Source organism: Rhodovulum sp. YNF3179 (assembly GCF_050586465.1).
In the GTDB taxonomy this organism is placed as follows: domain Bacteria; phylum Pseudomonadota; class Alphaproteobacteria; order Rhodobacterales; family Rhodobacteraceae; genus CAJXYS01.
On record NZ_JBOCEG010000004.1, the window covers coordinates 361,141 to 379,363 of the forward strand.

At 69.6% G+C, this 18,223-nt stretch carries 15 protein-coding genes; 11 read left to right on the forward strand and 4 right to left on the reverse strand.

Translation table 11 applies throughout. The annotated features are described in order from the left end of the window. Positions 1-79 precede the first annotated feature (79 nt). Positions 80-742: a DUF1028 domain-containing protein gene (locus ACQ5SP_RS09450; protein ID WP_430938109.1), complete on the forward strand. Its 663-nt coding sequence runs from the start codon at positions 80-82 to the stop codon at positions 740-742. Between the two features lie 6 nt (positions 743-748). On the opposite strand, the gene cueR is transcribed toward ACQ5SP_RS09450, so the two are convergent. The 3 genes from cueR to ACQ5SP_RS09465 form a co-directional block, all read right to left on the reverse strand. Continuing rightward, entirely contained in the window at positions 749-1,153 is a 405-nt protein-coding gene (gene cueR / locus ACQ5SP_RS09455) for a Cu(I)-responsive transcriptional regulator (RefSeq protein WP_430938110.1), read from the reverse strand. Continuing rightward, positions 1,150-3,669, reverse strand: a complete 2,520-nt coding sequence (locus ACQ5SP_RS09460; RefSeq protein ID WP_430938111.1) for a heavy metal translocating P-type ATPase — start codon at positions 3,667-3,669, stop codon at positions 1,150-1,152. The genes cueR and ACQ5SP_RS09460 overlap by 4 nt, the downstream gene beginning before the upstream one ends. 86 nt (positions 3,670-3,755) lie before the next feature. Continuing rightward, positions 3,756-4,568 carry a helix-turn-helix domain-containing protein gene (locus tag ACQ5SP_RS09465; RefSeq protein WP_430938112.1) on the reverse strand — a complete coding sequence of 271 codons (813 nt, stop codon included), beginning with the start codon at positions 4,566-4,568 and terminating at the stop codon, positions 3,756-3,758. A gap of 136 nt (positions 4,569-4,704) precedes the next feature. Here ACQ5SP_RS09465 and ACQ5SP_RS09470 point away from each other — a divergent pair, with 136 nt between their 5' ends. The 6 genes from ACQ5SP_RS09470 (at position 4,705) to ACQ5SP_RS09495 (ending at position 13,877) form a co-directional block, all read left to right on the forward strand. After that, entirely contained in the window at positions 4,705-6,726 is a 2,022-nt protein-coding gene (locus ACQ5SP_RS09470) for a CocE/NonD family hydrolase (protein ID WP_430938113.1), read from the forward strand. A 117-nt stretch (positions 6,727-6,843) separates the two neighbouring features. Then, entirely contained in the window at positions 6,844-8,397 is a 1,554-nt protein-coding gene (locus ACQ5SP_RS09475) for an ABC transporter substrate-binding protein (protein ID WP_430938114.1), read from the forward strand. A gap of 84 nt (positions 8,398-8,481) precedes the next feature. Beyond that, entirely contained in the window at positions 8,482-9,426 is a 945-nt protein-coding gene (locus tag ACQ5SP_RS09480) for an ABC transporter permease (protein ID WP_430938115.1), read from the forward strand. Continuing rightward, positions 9,407-10,351: an ABC transporter permease gene (locus ACQ5SP_RS09485; RefSeq protein ID WP_430938116.1), complete on the forward strand. Its 945-nt coding sequence runs from the start codon at positions 9,407-9,409 to the stop codon at positions 10,349-10,351. Before ACQ5SP_RS09480 ends, ACQ5SP_RS09485 begins: the two co-directional genes overlap by 20 nt. 3 nt (positions 10,352-10,354) lie before the next feature. Beyond that, entirely contained in the window at positions 10,355-12,412 is a 2,058-nt protein-coding gene (locus ACQ5SP_RS09490) for a dipeptide ABC transporter ATP-binding protein (protein WP_430938117.1), read from the forward strand. 142 nt (positions 12,413-12,554) lie between these two features. Next, positions 12,555-13,877 carry an aspartate aminotransferase family protein gene (locus tag ACQ5SP_RS09495; protein ID WP_430938118.1) on the forward strand — a complete coding sequence of 441 codons (1,323 nt, stop codon included), beginning with the start codon at positions 12,555-12,557 and terminating at the stop codon, positions 13,875-13,877. A gap of 14 nt (positions 13,878-13,891) precedes the next feature. On the opposite strand, the gene ACQ5SP_RS09500 is transcribed toward ACQ5SP_RS09495, so the two are convergent. Continuing rightward, the gene (locus tag ACQ5SP_RS09500; RefSeq protein ID WP_430938119.1) at positions 13,892-14,620 is read right to left on the reverse strand and encodes a GntR family transcriptional regulator; all 729 of its coding nucleotides are present in this window, start codon (positions 14,618-14,620) and stop codon (positions 13,892-13,894) included. A 119-nt stretch (positions 14,621-14,739) separates the two neighbouring features. On the opposite strand from ACQ5SP_RS09500, the gene ACQ5SP_RS09505 reads away from it, so the two are divergent. Genes ACQ5SP_RS09505 through ACQ5SP_RS09520 form a run of 4 tightly spaced genes read left to right on the forward strand, consistent with a single transcriptional unit; the run spans position 14,740 to position 18,162 of the window. Next, on the forward strand, positions 14,740-15,027 hold the full coding sequence (locus ACQ5SP_RS09505; protein ID WP_430938120.1) for a UxaA family hydrolase: 288 nt from the start codon (positions 14,740-14,742) through the stop codon (positions 15,025-15,027). 11 nt (positions 15,028-15,038) lie between these two features. Continuing rightward, the gene (locus tag ACQ5SP_RS09510; RefSeq protein ID WP_430938121.1) at positions 15,039-16,220 is read left to right on the forward strand and encodes a UxaA family hydrolase; all 1,182 of its coding nucleotides are present in this window, start codon (positions 15,039-15,041) and stop codon (positions 16,218-16,220) included. A gap of 14 nt (positions 16,221-16,234) precedes the next feature. Further along, a complete protein-coding gene (locus ACQ5SP_RS09515) occupies positions 16,235-17,167 on the forward strand; it encodes a hydroxyacid dehydrogenase (RefSeq protein WP_430938122.1) in 933 nt (310 codons plus the stop codon). Positions 17,168-17,169: 2 nt separating this feature from the next. Then, on the forward strand, positions 17,170-18,162 hold the full coding sequence (locus tag ACQ5SP_RS09520; RefSeq protein WP_430938123.1) for an Ldh family oxidoreductase: 993 nt from the start codon (positions 17,170-17,172) through the stop codon (positions 18,160-18,162). The last annotated feature ends 61 nt before the right edge of the window (positions 18,163-18,223 follow it).

Here is an 18,223-nt window from a genome sequence, read left to right on the forward strand (position 1 = left end):
GACTCGGAAATTATCATGATAATTTGCGATTGGCAAAATTTTCATGATAAATAGGCCGCAGGCAAGACAGGATGTTGCGATGACCTTTTCTCTGCTGGCCCTGGATCGCGAGACCGGCACGCTCGGCGGCGCGGCTGCGACGGGCAGCCTCTGCGTCGGCGGCTGGGTTCTCAGGGGCGATATCCGCGCCGGGCTCTCGGCCTCGCAGGGCGCGGCGCCGAGCACTTTCTGGGGGGAGGACGTCCTGTCGGAAATGGCCCGCGGCGTGGATGCGCCGGACGCGGTGGCCCATGTCACCGGCCGCGATCACGGGCGCGCGCATCGCCAGCTCACGGCGCTGGACCTGCGTGGACACACCGGCGCCTTCACCGGCGCGGCGAACGCCGCGGCCATGGGCAGCCGGGCGCTGGATGCCGGCGTCGTCGCGGGCAACCTGCTGACCTCCGAGGCGGTGCTCGACGCGGTCGGCGACACCTTCGGGGCCGTGGCCGGGCCGATGGCCGAGCGGCTGCTCGCCGCGCTCGAGGCGGGCGCGGCCGCCGGCAGCGACTCGCGCGGGCTGCAATCGGCCGCGCTGCTGGTGCTGTCGCCCGACACGCCGCCGCTGACGCTGCGGGTCGACTGGGCCGAATCGCCCCTGGCGGCGCTGCGCGCGCTCTATGAAAAATCGCGGGAAACGCCCTATGCCGACTGGCTCGGATCCGTGCCGGTGCTGAACGATCCCGAGCGCGGGCCGGGCTGAGCCCGGTCAGCCGCTCCCGTCATCGGGCAGGGCGGCCAGGTCTTCCATGATCGGGCAGTCGGGCCGGTTGTCCCCGGCGCAGGCCTCGATCAGCTGCGAGAGCGTGCCGCGCATCGCCTGCAGTTCGGTGATCTTCTCGTCGATCCGGTCGAGATGCAGGCGCGCGATCCGCTTGACGTCGGCGCTGGCGCGGCTGTGATCCTCGTAGAGCGCCAGCAGCGCGCGGCAGTCCTCGATGGTGAAGCCGAGCGCCCGCGCCCGCCCCAGGAAGGCCAGCTTGTGCAGGTCGCTTTCGCGGAAGGCGCGGTAGCCGTTGGCATCGCGCGGCGGCGCGACCAGGCCGATTTCCTCGTAATAGCGGATGGTCTTGGCCGGCAGGCCGCTGCGCTGCGCCACTTCTCCGATATTCATGCCGCGCCTCCTTTTGCCGCGGTGCCGCCGTCATCGGCCACCGCCCCGAGCCAGCGCAGCCGGAGCGCATTGGACAGCACGAAAACACTCGACAACGCCATCGCGCCCGCCGCCAGCATCGGCGAGAGCAGCACCCCCCAGGCCGGGTAGAGCACGCCGGCCGCCACCGGGATCAGAAGCGTATTGTAGCCGAAGGCCCAGAACAGGTTCTGGCGAATGTTCCGCATCGTCGCGCGGCTGACATGCAGCGCGTTGACCACGCCAGCGGGATCGCCGGAGATCAGCACCACGTCGGCGCTCTCGATGGCGATGTCGGTGCCGGTGCCGATGGCGATACCGACCTCGGCCTCGGCCAGCGCCGGGGCGTCGTTGATGCCGTCGCCGACGAAGGCGACGCCGCCCTCCGCGGTCTCGCGCAGCGCGCGCACCGCCGCCACCTTGCCGTCGGGCAGCACGTCGGCCTCGACCCGGTCGATGCCGATACGCCGCGCGATCGCCTCGGCGGTGCGGCGCCCGTCGCCGGTGACCATCGCGACCGTCAGCCCCAGCGCGTGCAGGGCGCGCACCGTGTCCTCGGCGCCCTGCTTGATCGGGTCCGCGACCGCGATGACGGCCGCCGGCCGCCCCTCGATCGCGGCATAGAGCGCCGTCTTGCCCTCGCCGGCGAGGCGCTGGGCGCCGTCGGCCAGCGCGCCGGGGTCGATGCCCTCGCGTTCCAGCAGCCGGGCCGCGCCGACCAGCACGCGCCGGCCCGAGATATCGGCCGTGATGCCGTGCCCGGTGATCGACTCGAAGCTGTCAGGGGCCGCGACGTCCAGCCCGCGCGCCTCCGCGCCGCGCAGGATGGCGGCGGCGATGGGATGTTCGGACCGGCTCTCGGCGGCGGCGACCAGGGACAGGACATCCTCTTCCGTGAAGCCGTCCGCGACCACCAGGTCCGTCAGTTCCGGGCGCCCCGCGGTCAGCGTTCCGGTCTTGTCGAGCGCGACCGTGCCGATGCCGTCCAGCGCCTGCAGCGCGTCGCCCTTGCGGAAGAGCACGCCCAGTTCGGCCGCGCGCCCGGTGCCCACCATGATGGAAGTCGGCGTCGCCAAACCCATCGCGCAGGGGCAGGCGATGATCAGCACCGCGACGCCCGCGACCAGCGCGAAGGTCAGCGCCGGGTCGGGGCCGACGGCCAGCCAGACGGCCACGGTCAGCGCCGCGGCGGCCATCACCGCGGGCACGAAGACCGCCGTGACCTTGTCGACGAGGCTCTGGATCGGCAGCTTGGCGCCCTGGGCCTCCTCGACCATGCGGATGATCTGGGCGAGCGTCGTGTCCGCGCCCACCCGCGTCGCGCGGAAGGTCAGGGTGCCGGTGGTGTTGACGGTGCCGCCGATCACCTCGTCGCCGGCGGTGCGCGCCGCGGGGACCGGCTCGCCGGTGATCATCGACTCGTCCACGTAGGACCGGCCCGCCGTCACCGTGCCGTCGACGGCGATGCGCTCGCCGGGCCGGACCTGGATCAGGTCGCCGGCGATGATGTCCTCGATGGGCAGCTCGACCGTCGCGCCGTCGCGCTCGACCCGCGCGGTGCGGGCCTGCAGCCCGGCAAGCTTGCGGATCGCCGCGCCGGTGCGCCCCTTGGCGCGCGCCTCGAGCCAGCGGCCCAGCAGGATCAGCGTCACGATCACCGCGGCGGCCTCGAAATAGACGTGGCGCGTGCCCTCGGGCAGCAGCGCAGGGGCGAAGGTGGCGACGGTGGAATAGATCCAGGCCGCCCCGGTGCCGAGCGCGACAAGCGAGTTCATGTCCGGCGCCCGCCGCATCAGCAGCGGCACGCCCTTGGTGAAGAACTGCCGGCCCGGCCCGGCCAGCACGACGCTGGTCAGCGCGAACTGGATCAGCCGCGCCGGCTGGGCGCCGATACTGGCGGCGATCCAGTCGCGGAAGGCCGGGAACACATGGCCGCCCATCTCCATCACGAAGACGGGAAGCGTCAGCAGCGCCGCGATCAGGGTCGCGCGCCGCAGGCCCGCGATCTCCGCGGCCATGCGGTCGGCGGCGGCGTCGGCATCGGGGGCGTCGTCGCGGACCGGGTGGGCCTCGTAGCCGGCGGCGCGCACGGCGGCGGCCAGGTCGGCCGGGTCCACGGCGCCGGCCAGCGTCTCGGCCGTGGCGCGCCCCGATGCCAGGTTCATGTCGGCCCGGACGACGCCCGGCACGGCGGCCAGCGCCTTCTCGATCCGGCCGACGCAGGAGGCGCAGCTCGCCCCCGCGACATCCAGCGCGATCCTGGCGGTTTCCACGTGATAGCCGGTGCGCTCCACCGTTTCGGCCAGCGAAGCCGGGTCCGTGGGCGCGTGGTAGCGCACCCGGGCGGTTCCGGCGGCAAGGTTCACGGACGCCTCTTCCACGCCGTCCGCCCCCGCGATCGCACGCTCGACCCGTCCGACGCACGAGGCGCAGGACATGCCCTCGATCCGGAGGGTGGTGGTGTGCAGAGCATTCTCCGCGGTCAGATCGCGTGCCATGACGGCCCCTTTTCCTGTCTTCCAGGTTGGGGAGATAGGGGTTCCAGTCACGGGAAGGTCAAGGGGTGCCCCGGAAAAAGATGCGTTCAGGGCTCGTCCACCTCGAGCACATGGCCGCCGGCGGGGATCACGTTGGTGATGGTCTCGACGATATCGCGCCCGATGCGCGGGTCGTCGTGGTCGAAAAGTCCGCTCTGGCGCAGCGCGCGGCGCACGTCCACGTCGCGCCCGAGATATTCCAGCATCACCTTCGACGCGCCCGGCTTGCGGCCGCGCCGCACCGGGCCGCCCGTCTGGATGCCGACCAGCCGATCCACCCGGCTGCGGTAGCACGGGTAGAGCGTCACCTGCGTCACCGAGTTCTTCAGGAGCGATTCGTATTCGACCAGGAAGATCCTGTCGGCGATCAGGAACGCCGCCCCGACATACTTGTTGACCGTCGCGGGCGCGCTGCCGCCCGGGTCCCGGATCAGTTCGATGTTCTTCCAGTAATGACGGCCGTCTTCCTCGTAGATCGTACCGAGCGACTTGATGATCCGCCCGGCATGGCCGAACGAGTAGAAGTAGCGGAAGTAGAAGCCGACATAGCGTTCCAGGCTCTGGCTGGCCCCGTAGAGCGCGTCCAGGTGCTGCATCGGGCGGCTGAGAGACTCGGACAGGACCGGGCGGCGGCGCACGGCCACGAGTTCCTCGAAGCGGGCCGGCTCCAGCAGGATTTCCGACTCCGTGACGCCGAAGAAGTCACAAATGCGACGCATGTTGTGACGCGACGGGCGCGACTGGCCGTTCAGGTACTTGTTGAATTGCTGTCGGTTGAACTCGAGCTTCCGGCAGACCTCCGCGATGGAGGGATAGTGACTGCAGAGGAAGTCGAGGTTCCGGGCGAAGGTCTGGCTCATGACATCCACAGCGGCACGAAGCGAAATCCGTGTCAACCCGCGAAGGGGCGCGAAATTGCGAACAAGCACCGGCCCGCGCCAAGCTGCACCCGACAGCCGCGCTGCGGCCCCTTGCCCTTCAACCGCGGAGTAACCCATGACGCAGGTCACCGATTTCGATCACCAGGTGCGCGAATTCGAGCATGTCGAGGTGCCGATGCCCGACGGCTGCAGGCTCGCCGCGCGGATCTGGATGCCCGAGGGGGCCGAGGCCGCGCCGGTGCCGGCGGTGCTGGAATACATTCCCTACCGCAAGAACGACCTGACGGCGCGCCGTGACGCGACGATGCAGTCCTACCTGGCCGGGCACGGCTACGCGGTGATCCGTCTCGACCTGCGGGGCGCCGGGGACTCCGAGGGGCTGATGCTGGACGAGTACCTGCCGCAGGAACTGCAGGACGGGGCCGACGCCATCGCCTGGATCGCCGATCAGCCCTGGTGCGACGGCAATGTCGGCATGATCGGCATCTCCTGGGGCGGTTTCAACGGGCTGCAGGTCGCGGCGCTGCAGCCGCCGGCGCTGAAATCGGTGGTGACGCTCTGCTCGACCGACGACCGCTATGCCGACGACGTGCATTACATGAACGGCTGCGTGCTGGGCGAACAGCTGTCCTGGGCCTCGATCATGTTCGGCCGCAACACGCTGCCGCCCGATCCGCGCCATGTCGGGGAGCGCTGGCGCGACATGTGGATGGAGCGCCTGCAGCACAGCGGGCTCTGGCTCAAGAACTGGATGGAGCACCAGACCCGCGATGGGTTCTGGAAACACGGCTCGGTCTGCGAGGACTGGTCGAAGATCCAGGTGCCCGTCTACGCGGTGTCGGGCTGGGCCGATGGCTATTGCCGCGCGGTGTTCCGCCTGATGGAAAACCTTCAGGGTCCCAGGAAGGGCCTCGTCGGCCCCTGGGCGCACAAGTATCCGCATATCGGTGCGCCGGGGCCCGCCATCGGGTTCCTGAAGGAGGAACTCCGCTGGTGGGACCACTGGCTGAAGGGCAAGGAGACCGGCATCATGGACGAGCCGATGCTGCGGTTCTTCATGCAGGATCACGCCAGGCCCCACGCGGTCAACGAGATGCGCGACGGCCGCTGGGTGGCCGAGCCGTCCTGGCCGTCGCCCAACGTCGCGCGCACGCCCTTCTACCTGACCGGCGAGGGCGGGCTGTCGTCGCGCCCCCCGGCGAGCCCCGCGCAATTCACGCACAGCTCGCCGCTCTGGGTGGGGATGCGGTCGGGCAAGTGGTGTTCCTACGCCAAGCCCGGCGATCAGCCGGCCGACCAGCGCCCGGAGGATGCGGGCAGCCTGGTCTTCGAGACCGCCCCGCTGGAGACGCCGGTCGAGATCGCCGGCGACGCCCGCGTGATGCTCGACATCTCGGTGGACAGGCCGGTGGCGCAGGTGGCCGTGCGCCTGATGGACGTCGCGCCGGACGGTGCGGCCACGCGGGTCACCTTCGGCGTGTTCAACCTGACCCATCGCAACGGCCACGAGACGCCGGAACCGCTGGAGCCGGGCAAGCGCTACCGCGTCACGGTGCCGATGAACCACGTCGCGCAGCGGTTCCGCGCCGGGCACCGGATCCGGCTGGGGATCTCGACCAGCTATTTCCCGATGATCTGGACCCCGCCCGAGCCCGTCACGCTGACCCTGCATACCGAGCACAGCGCGCTGGACCTGCCGCTGCGCCCGGCCGCGCCCGCGGACGAAGGGCTGCCGGAATTCGGCCCGCCCCAGTCCGGGCCGCATCTCGACATCGAGGACGTGCCGGATGCCGACGATTTCTTCGAGATCGTGCATGACGTCGCGGCCGACCGGCACGTGATGCGGATCGCCGATGGCAGCGGCACGTTCCGCATCCTGAACAACGACCTGACCGTCTACAACCAGGGCTACGAAACCTACACGATCCCTTCCGGGGATCCCGCCGACGCCTATGGCGAGATCACCTGGGAGCATGCGCTGTCGCGGGGCGACTGGAAGATCCGCAGCAAGACCGAGACCTGGATGGGTGCGGATCGCGAGGCGTTCCTGATCAAGGCACGGCTGCGCGCCTGGGAGGGCGAAGCGCTGGTCCACGAGGCGGAATGGGAAGAGCGGATACCGCGAAACATGGTTTGATTTCGCGAATTGACGCGCTGAGCGCTTACAGTGATGCGATGCGCGAAATTGTCAGCCGGGCCTGCGGCCCGTCTAATCGGACATAGCCGAGAAAAACATCCACCGGGGAGAACCACCATGACGAGCTTCACCACTTCCAGGCGCGGTTTCCTCGCGTCGAGCGCGGCACTTGGCGCGCTGGGCATGATGCCCGGCCTGCCGGGGGCGGCGTTCGCGCAGTCCGGCGCCACGCTCCGCCTGCGCTTCGACGGCGATAACGACATTCTCGATCCGGGTTTCATGACCGGGGGCACCGAGATCGAGACCCAGAAGCAGTGCCTGCCGTTCCTCGCGGAATACACGACCGACAATGGCACCTTCAGTTGGCAGCCGACCTACTTCGTCGAGAAGCTCGAACAGCGCGATCCGACCCATATCGATTTCGAACTGAAAGAGGGCCTGGTCTGGACCGGCGGCTATGGCGCGGTCACCGCGGCGGACGTCAAGTATTCCTACGAGCGGATGAAGGACACCGACTGGTCGGGCTATTTCGAGGCGCTCGACCGGGTCGACGTGACCGGCGCGCGGACCGGCACCATCGTCCTCAACAAGCCGTTCGCGCCCTTCATCATGATCACGCTCTGCCACGGGCCGGGCGCGGTCCTGTCGGAAAAGGCGATGAAGGATGTGGGCGAGAAGTTCACCACGGATTTCCCGGCGGTGTGCGGCCCCTATCTCTACGACCAGACGCCGGGTCAGCGCGCGGTGTTCACCGCGAACCCCGACTGGACCGGGCCGAAACCGGCCTTCGAGCGGGTCGAGGCCAACATCATCACCGAGGTCAAGGCGGCCGAACTGGCCTTCGAGGCCGGCGAGCTCGACTGCACCGAGATCGGCGCCGACACGCTGGCGCGCTACACCGCGAACATGCCCGAGGGCGCCGAGATCACCGTCGCGGGCGAGCTGCAATACATGTGGCTGGGCATGAATACCGAGAACCCCAAGCTGGCCGACAAGACGGTGCGCCGGGCGATCCAGCACGCGGTCGACGTCGAGTCGATCCTGCAGGGGGCCTATTCCGGCACGACCAAGCAGTCCTACGGGATCATCTGCCCGGGTCTGATCGGCCAGCGCCAGCAGACGCGCTACTACGACCACGATCCGGCCAAGGCGCGCGAACTGCTGGCCGAGGCCGGCATAAGCGGGCTGGAGCTGACGCTGCGGACGCTCAACAACCAGGAGCGGATGCTCGCCGCGCAGATCATCCAGGCCAACCTCGCCGGCGTCGGCATCACCGTGAAGGTTCTGCCGCTCGACAGCGGACCGTTCTGGGAGATGGGCCAGGAAAGCAAGGGCGACACCTGGCAGGACCTGGAACTCTGGCTGATGCGCTTCGGCACGACGCCCGATCCCTACGAGGCGACCCAGTGGTTCACCTCCGACCAGGTGGGTGTCTGGAACTGGGAGCGCTGGACCAGCGAGGAGTATGACCGGCTCTACCAGGAAGGGATCAACGAGACCGATCCCGCGAAGCGCCACGAGATCTACGTGCGGATGCAGGAGGTCATGGAAGAGACCGGCGCGTATGTCTGGATCAACCACGAGCCCGAGACCTTCGTGCACCGCGCCGAGGTGGTGGTGAATGCCGCGCCGTCGGGCGAGCTGAACTACCGCCGCTTCGGCCGGGCCTGATCCGGGGCGTCGCGCCCGGCCGGCCAGGCCCGGGCGCGGCCTTCGGCGGTCCCGCGCCGCCCCTGCAAAGAAGGACAGGGCGCGATGCTGATCTACCTTGCCAAGCGCGTAGGACTCTCGATGGCGGTCGTGCTGGCCGTGGTGCTGGTGCTGTTCTCGCTCCTGCACCTGATCCCGGGCGATCCCGCCACCATCGCGCTCGGCCCGAGGGCCACGCCGGAGGCGGTGCAGCGCTATTCCGAGAAAATGCATCTCGACGAGCCGGTCGCGATCCAGTTCCTCATCTACGTCAAGAACGCCTTCATGGGCGATCTGGGCGTCGATGTCTTTTCGGACCGCAGCGTCACGGCGATCGTGCTCGACCGGATGGGCTTCACGCTGGTGCTGGTGATCGCCGGGCTCGGCTGGGCGGTGGCGCTGGGCATTCCGCTTGGCTGCCTCGCGGCGGTCCGCCCGAACACCTGGCTGGACCGCGTGACCGGCGTGCTCTCGGTCGGTACCATCGCGGTGCCGTCCTTCCTGGTTTCCATCTGGGCGCTGCTGATCTTCGCGGTGACGCTGGGCTGGCTGCCGGCCATCGGCGCGGGCGATCCGGGCGATCCCTGGGACCAGGCGCAGCACCTCGTCTTGCCGGCCTTCGCCATCGGGCTGAGCTGGGTCGGCTACCTGGCGCGGATGGTGCGGGCCTCGATGCTCGAGGTGATGGGCGAGACCTATATCCGCTCGGCCCACGCCTTCGGGTTGCCGCCGAGACGGGTGGTGTTCCGCTACGCGCTGCGGGTGGCGATCCTGCCGACGATCACGCTGATCGGCATGGGCTTTTCCGGCCTGCTCTCGGGCACCGTCTTCGCCGAGATCATCTTTGCCCGGCCGGGCGTCGGAAAGCTGATCTTCGACACCGTCTCGGCGCGCAATTTCCCCGTCGTCCAGGGCGCGGTCCTGATCACGACCTCGCTCTACATCGTCATCACCCTCATTTCCGACCTCATGGTCGCATGGCTGGATCCCCGTGTCCGAGAAACGCTCTGAAACCGCCACCGGCAGTCCTGCCGTCGACACGTCCGGCGTCGCCGCCGAGACGGTCCCGAACGCGCTGCGGGAATCCGCGGCGCGCGAACGCCGCGAGAAGCTCCGGCTTTTCCTGACCAACTGGCAGGGCGTGACCGGGCTGACGCTGGTGCTGCTCTTCTTCGCCAGCGCGATCTTCGCGCCGTGGCTGGCGCCCTACGACCCGAACGCGATCGACATACCCGCGCGCATGTCCGGGCCGACGCTGGATCACTGGGCGGGCACGGACCAGCTGGGCCGCGATACCTTCTCGCGGATGCTCTATGGCGGGCGCGTGGCGCTCAAGGTCGCGGCGATCGGCGTGTCGGTGGCCCTGGTGATCGGGCTGGCCCTGGGGATGCTGGCCGGCTACGGGCCGCGCTGGCTCGACAACCTGCTGCTCCTGGCCTTCGACACGGTGCGGGCCTTTCCCACGATCGTCCTGGCGCTGGCCACGGTCGCGCTGACCGGGCCGAGCCTCGAGCTGGTGCTGGCCATCGTCATCGTCACCTCGATCCCGCAATACGCCCGCATCGCGCGGACCTCGACGCTGGCGCTGAAGTCCACCGATTTCATCCTCGCCGAACGCTCGCTCGGCGCGGGCATGGGGCGGGTGCTCTTTCATCACGTGATGCCGAACGTGATCGGCCCGCTGCTCATCCTCGCGGCGATGGAGGTGCCGGTCGTGGTCACCGTCGAGGCCGGGCTCAGTTTCCTCGGGCTCGGCGTACTGCCGCCCACCGCCAGCTGGGGGACGATCCTCAACGAGGGGTATCTCGTGATCCGCGACACGCCCTGGCTGGTGATCGCCGGGGGCATCCCGCTGATCCTGACGACGCTGGGCTTCACCTTCCTGGGCGAGGCGCTGCGCGATGTCTTCGACCCGCGCATGAACCGGGGACGCTGAGCCATGGAAACGCTGCTCGACATCCGCAACCTGTCGGTCGATTTCCGCACCACGCGGGGCCGGGTCCACGCGCTGCGCGACGTGAGCTTCAAGGTGCCGAAGAACCGTTTCGTCGGGGTGGTGGGCGAAAGCGGCTCGGGCAAGAGCACCGTGCTCTGGTCGATCCTCGGGCTGCTGGCCGGCAACGCCGAGGTGACCGGCGGCGCGATCGAGTTCGGCGACCGGGACCTCCTGAAGATGACCGAGGCGCAGCTGCGCGGCGTGCGCGGCGAGGAGATCTCGGTCGTGTTCCAGGACCCGATGACGAGCCAGATCCCCGTGCTGACCTATGCCGAGCAGATGCAGGACGTGCTCTACCGTCGCAAGGGCATGTCCACCGAGGAAAAGCGCCGCCGCGCGGTCGAGCTGATGGCCAAGGTCGGGATCCCGGATCCCGAGACCCGGATCGACCAGTACCCGCATCATTTCTCGGGTGGCATGCGCCAGCGCGCGGGCATCGCCATGGCGCTGTTGACCGACCCGTCGCTGATCCTCGCCGACGAGCCGACCACGGCGCTCGACGTGACGATGGAGGCGCAGATCATCCACCTTCTGCAGGAGCTCCAGAACGACCTCGACGCCACGGTGGTGCTGGTCTCGCACAACCTGGGCCTGGTTGCCGAGCTTTGCGACGAAGTGGTGGTCATGTATGCCGGCGAGGTGGTCGAGGCCGGCGACGTGCGCCAGATCTTTCACGCGCCGCGCCACCCCTACACGCGCGCGCTGCTGGAATGCGACCCGGCCAGGATCAGCGACACCCAAGGCCGCCTGCCGGTGATCCCGGGCGACGTGCCGGACCTGGCGCACCCGCCGGGCGGCTGCATCTTTGCCGCGCGCTGTCCGCGCGCCATGGATATCTGTCGCGAGCGCACGCCGCCCGACGTCGCCGGGCAGGCGGGCGGCGTGGCACGCTGCCACCTTCTGGACGGCCCCGCCGCGGATCCCGGCTGGCCGCCGCCCGAAGACGTGCAGGTGGTCCAGGGCGGCCGCGCCCCGGCGGCGCCGTTGCCGGCGCCTGCGATCGGCGACACACCGGTCCTCGAGGTCGAGGATCTCAACGTCCGGTTCCAGACGATGGGCGCTTTGCGCGCCCGCATGAAAGGGATCAGCGATCCCTTCGTGGACGCGGTGCTGGACGTGTCGCTCTCGGTGCGTCCGGGCGAGACGGTGGGGCTGGTGGGTGAAAGCGGCTCCGGCAAGACGACCTTCGGCCGGACGGTGCTGAACCTTGTCCCGGCTGAGCGCGGCTCGGTCCGGTTCCGGGGCGACGAGGTTCGCAACCTGCCCGAGCGCCATTTCAAGCCGCTGCGCCGCGACATGGCGATGATGTTCCAGGATCCCGTCGGCTCGCTCAGCCCGCGCAAGTCGGTGCGCGCGTTGGTGACCGAACCCTTCCAGATCCACGGACTTCGCGGTGTCGACCTGGACGCCGAGGCCGAACGGCTCTGCGATCTCGTGCGCCTGCCCAAGGCGTTCCTGTCGCGCTACCCGCACGAGCTTTCGGGCGGTCAGGCCCGGCGGGTCGGCGTCGCCCGCGCACTGGCGCTGAACCCCAAGCTCATCATCGCGGACGAGCCGACGGCGGGGCTCGACGTGTCGGTGCAGGGCGAGATCCTGAACCTGATGGCGGATCTGCAGGCCGAGCACGGCCTCGGTTATCTCATCATCACGCACAACCTGCCCGTGGTGCGCCATATCTCCGACCGGCTGGCGATCATGTATCTGGGCCGGATCGTCGAGCAGGGCGACGCCGAGGAGATCTTCCGCCAGCCGGCGCATCCCTACACCGAGGCGCTGGTGCGCGGCGTGCCGCAGCCCGATCCGGACCGCCGGCGCACCCATGTCGCGCTGACCGGCGAGGTGCCGAGCCTGATGAACCGGCCCACGGGCTGCGATTTCGTCAACCGCTGCCCCTATGCCGACGACTATTGCCGGCAGGTGCAGCCCGGCGTGTCGGCGCAGCCGGACGGCCGCCGCTATCGCTGTCATTACCCGCTGACGCGTCCCGCGAGATCGGCCTGAGGACCGGGATCCGCCCGGCCGACAGGCAGCGGCATGTCGCTCTGATACAACTGTGCGGTAAATCCGGTCTGGATGATGCAGGCGTTTCGCTGCAGGATGGGGCCGACACGCAGAACAGGGACCGGTCCGCCGGCAAGACGACATGACACGGCTACTCCATCGCAACATCCACGCCACCCCCGCCGTCGCGGTCGGCGGGCAGGGGGTCGAGCTATTCGACGCCGACGGGCGCGCCTATATCGATGCCTCGGGCGGCGCGGCGGTGTCCTGCCTGGGCCACGGACATCCCGAGGTGATCGCGGCCCTGCACGCGCAGCTCGACCGGCTGGCCTACGCCCATACCGGCTTCTTCACGACGGACGTGGCCGAGCGGCTGGCCGAGCGCATGGTCGCGGACGCCCCGGGCGACCTGGGCCATGTCTACCTCGTCTCCGGCGGGTCCGAGGCGGTGGAGGCCGCGCTAAAGATGGCGCGGCAATACCACGTGGAGCGGGGCGAGTCGCAGCGCCGCCACGTCATCGCGCGGCGCCAGAGCTATCACGGCAACACGCTCGGCGCGCTGGCGGCGGGCGGCAACCTCTGGCGGCGGGCCCAGTTCGAACCGCTGCTCTTCGATGTCGCCCATGTCGCGCCGTGCTACGCCTACCGCTACCAGGCGGAGGGCGAGACCGAGGCCGAATACGGCGCCCGCGCCGCCGCCCAGCTGGAGGCCGAGATCGAACGGCTCGGCCCGGGCAACGTCGCCGCCTTCGTGGCAGAGACCGTCGTCGGCGCGACGGCCGGCGCGGTGCCGCCCGCCGCGGGCTATTTCCGCCATGTCCGCGAGATCTGCGATCGTCACGGCGTTCTGCTGATCCTCGACGAGGTGATGTGCGGCATGGGCCGGACCGGCACGCTCCACGCCTGCGCGCAGGAGGGCGTGGTGCCCGACCTGCTGACGGTGGCCAAGGGGCTCGGCGGCGGCTACCAGCCGATCGGGGCGGTGCTGCTGTCCGACCGCATCTTCGAGGCTTTCGACGGGGGCTCGGGCTTTTTCCAGCACGGCCACACCTATATGGGCCACCCCATGGCCGCGGCCGCGGCGCTCGCCGTGCAGGAAGTGATCCGGCGCGACGATCTGATGGCCAATGTCCGTGCGCGGGGCGACCAGCTTGACGACGCGCTGCACGCGGCCTTCGGGCAACACCCCAATGTGGGCGATATCCGCGGGCGGGGGCTGTTCCGCGCGCTGGAACTGGTCGCCGACCGCGAGACCAAGGCGCCGCTCGACCCGGCGCGCAAGACCCATGCCCGGATCAAGCGCGAGGCGATGGCACGCGGCCTGATGGTCTACCCGATGGGCGGGACGATCGACGGGAAGTCCGGTGATCACGTGCTGCTTGCACCGCCCTTCATCGTGACCGAGGCCGATATCGGGCGCATCGTCGCGCGGCTTGCGGACTCGGTCGAGGCGGCGCTGGCCTGACCGGCCAGGTCAGGTCAGGTCAGCTTGACCGCGTAGTGCAGCGCATCGGTCAGGCAGCGCGAGATCCGCAGTTCCACCGGACGGTCAGACAGGTCGCGCGCCAGCCGGTGGACGCGCAGCAGCGGCGCGCCCACGCTGCAGCCTAGCGCCGCGGCATCCGCCCCGGCGGCGACGGCCTTTAGCGTTTCCTCGGCCTGGGCGATCGTGATGCCCCAATGCGTCGAGTAGAGATGGTAGAGGTTGTTCGGCACCGCGTCCCGTTCGGGGAAGCCGGGGAAGCGATCGGCCGACAGCGTGATCGTCTCGGCAATCACCGGCGTCTCGCCGATGGACCTGAGCCGTTCCATCCGGATCACCGCCGCGCCCGGCGCGAGATCGAGCATCTCGGCCTCGTCGTCGGTGGCCGCCGCGCGGTCCAGCGCGCGCAGCTGCGAATCGGGATAGACCGCGCCGCCCTCGTCGGGCTTCAGCCGGAAGAACTGGAAGACGAGCTTGGCGTCGTCGGCCTGGGCGACGAAGGTGCCGCGCCCCTGCCGGCGCACCAGCAGGTATTCCTTGACCATGGTGTCGAGCGCCTTGCGCACGGTGCCCTGGCTGACGTTCAGCTCCTGGGCGAGCTGGATTTCGCTCGGGATCATCTCGCCCGGTTGCCAGCGCCCGTCGATCAGCCGCTGCACGAGCGATTCGCGCACATGCATGTAGAGCGGCTTGTAGCCGATTCCGGCGCTCTGTTCCTCGGCCATGGGGCACCTCTTTCGCGGCGGTCCGGGGAGAGTCATAGCCGGAAAGCGTTGACTCGGCCATAGTCTTGAGTCTTTTATAAGACATAAGATACATGACTGCGGCGAAAGGGAGACATTTCATGACCGCACCGCACCTGCTCGTGCACGAGCAAGACGACAACGTCGGCGTCGTCGTCGTCGAGGGACTGACCGCCGGGACCAAGATGCTCTGCGTCGTGACCGCGGACAATTCCAGCTTCGAGCTGGAGTCCAAGTCCGACGTGCCCATCGGCCACAAGATCGCGCTGAAGGACCTCAAGGAGGGCGACACCGCGATGAAGTACGGCGAGGATATCGGCAAGATGGTTGCCGGTGTCGAGAAGGGCGGCCACGTCCACACCCACAACCTCAAGACCAAGCGCTGGTAAGGAGCGGAGCCATGCCTTTCGACACTTCCAACCTGACCTTCAAGGGCTACCGCCGCGAGAACGGCCGCGTCGGCGTGCGCAACCATGTCATCATCCTGCCGGTCGACGACATCTCCAACGCCGCCTGCGAGGCGGTGGGCAACAACATCAAGGGCACGCTGGCGCTGCCGCATGCCTATGGCCGGCTGCAGTTCGGCGAGGATCTCGACCTGCATTTCCGCACCATGATCGGCATCGGGTCCAACCCGAACGTCGCCGCGGTGATCGTGATCGGGATCGAGCCCGGCTGGACCAAGCAGATCGTGGACGGCATCGCCAAGACCGGCAAGCCGGTCGAGGGCTTCTCGATCGAGCAGAACGGCGACCACAAGACGATCATGGACGCCTCGAAGCGGGCCAAGGAATTCGTTCACTGGGCCAGCGAGCTTCAGCGCGAGGACTGCCCCATTGCCGATCTCTGGGTCTCGACCAAGTGCGGCGAAAGCGACACGACCACCGGCCTCGGCTCCTGCCCGACGGTGGGCAACATGTACGACAAGCTGCTGCCCGAGGGGATCTATGGCTGCTTCGGCGAGACCTCGGAAATCACCGGGGCCGAGCATATCTGCAAGAGCCGCGCCATCAACGAGGAGGTGGGCGAGCGCTGGTACAAGATGTGGAAGGCCTACCAGGACGACGTGATCTTCGCCCACCAGACCAACGACCTGTCCGATAGCCAGCCGACCAAGGGCAATATCGAGGGCGGCCTGACCACCATCGAGGAAAAGGCGCTGGGCAACCTCGAGAAAATCGGCCGCACCTCGCGCTACATCGACATTCTCGACCCGGCCGAGGCGCCCGAATCGGGGCCGGGGCTCTACTTCATGGACAGCTCCTCCGCCGCGGCCGAGTGCGTCACGCTGATGGCGGCCGGCGGCTACGTCGTGCACACCTTCCCCACCGGGCAGGGCAACGTCGTGGGCAATCCCATCGTGCCGGTCATCAAGATCACGGCGAACCCGCGCACGGTCCGCACCATGAGCGAGCATATCGACGTGGACGTGTCCGGCATCCTGCGCCGCGACATGACGATCGACGAGGCCGGCGACGCGCTGATCGACATGATCCGCCGCACCGCCAACGGCCGCACAACCGCCGCCGAGGCGCTGGGCCACCGCGAGTTCGTCATGACCAAGCTCTACCGGAGCGCCTGATCGCCGGGGGAGCGATGCCCGAGATCGTCATCTCCGAATTCATGGACGCAGCCGCCGTCGGGCGGCTGCGTTCCGCTTGTGACACGCTCTACGACCCGGGGCTGGTGGATCGGCCCGGGGACCTGGCCGCCGCCATGCCGGAGGCTCGCGTGCTGGTCGTGCGCAACCGCACGCAGGTCCGGGGGGCGCTGCTGGACGCCGCCCCGCGGCTGGAACTGGTGGGCCGGCTGGGCGTCGGCCTCGACAATATCGACCTGTCGGCCTGTGCCGGGCGCGGGATCGCCGTGCGCCCCGCGACCGGGGCCAACGACCTGTCGGTCGCCGAATACGTCATCACCGCCGCCATGGCGCTGCTGCGCGGGGCCTACGGGGCCAGCGACGCCGTCGCCGCCGGGGACTGGCCGCGCCAGGCGCTGGTCGGGCGCGAACTGTCCGGCAAGGTGCTGGGGCTGGTGGGCTACGGTGCCATCGCGCGCGAGACCGCGCGCCGGGCGGTGGCGCTGGGAATGCGCTGTATCGCGCATGACCCCCATGTCGCGCCGGGGGATCCGGCCTGGGGCGGAACCGGGCGCCGGGATCTCGACGGCCTCCTGGCCGAGGCCGACGTGGTCAGCCTCCATGTGCCGCTCACCGACGGAACGCGCCGCATGATCGATGCCGCCGCGCTCGGCCGCATGAAGGACGGCGCCGTGCTGATCAACGCCGCCCGCGGCGGCGTGGTGGACGAAGACGCGCTGGCCGCGGCGCTGGCGGCGGGACGGATCGGCGGCGCCGCGCTCGACGTCTTCGAGACCGAACCGCTGAGCGCGGAGGCGGGCGCGAAGTTCCGCGGCCTGTCCAACCTGATCCTGACGCCGCATATCGCCGGCGTGACCGCGGAATCGAATACGCGCGTCTCGGACATGATCGCCGGGATCGTGCTGGAACACCTGGAAAAGGGAGCCTGAGCATGCCCGTGCTGTCCCCGGCCGAGGCCGAGACCCTCGCCGCCGCCGCGCTCGAAGCCAACCGCGTCGCGCCGGTGAACGCCGAAAGCGTCGCCCGGGCGCTGGTCGCGGCGGAACTCACGGGGCAGGCCGGGCACGGCCTGCGCCGGGTGCTGTCCTACGCGGCGCAGGCCAAGAGCGGCAAGGTCGATGGCCACGCCGCGCCGCGGGCCGAGCGGGTGCGCCCCGGCGCGCTGCTGGTCGACGCGGCCTCGGGCTTTGCCTACCCGGCGCTGGACCGCGCCTGCGCGGACCTGCCCGCGATGGTGCGCGGCCAGGGCATCGCCATCGCCGGGATCGCGCGCTCGCACCATGCCGGGGCCGTGGGACAGGTGGTGGAACGGCTGGCCAGGGACGGGCTGGTGGCGATGATGTTCGCCAACTCGCCGGCCGCGATGGCCCCCTGGGGTGCCAGGCGCGCGCTCTTCGGCACGAACCCCATCGCCTTCGCCTGCCCGCTGGGCGGTGACGCGGCGCCGATCGTCGTCGACCTGTCGCTGTCGCGCGTGGCGCGCGGCAAGCTGATGGCCGCCGCGCAGAAGGGCGAACCCATCCCCGAGGGTTGGGCGCTCGACCCGGAGGGCCGGCCGACGACCGATCCCGCCGCGGGCATGGCCGGCACGATGGCGCCGCTGGGCGATGCCAAGGGCACGGCGCTGGCGCTTATGGTCGAGCTGCTCTCGGCCGGGCTGACGGGCAGCAACTATGCCTACGAGGCCTCGTCCTTCTTCGAGGGCGAAGGCGCCCCGCCCCATGTCGGCCAGAGCATCGTCGCCATCGACCCGGCGCTCTTCGCGGACGGCACCGCGCGTTTCGCGGCGATGGCCGCCGAGATCGCGGGCGCCGAGGGCGCGCGCCTGCCGGGGCGCCGCCGCCAGGAGCTGCGCGCGCGGCTCGAGGCGGAGGGGATCAGCGTCGACGCGGCCCTGATCGCGGAGATCCAGGCCATCACCTGAGGCCCGCGCGCCGGGCCGGGCCTTGCGCCGCCCGGCGCCCTGCCACACACTCCGGACCGGC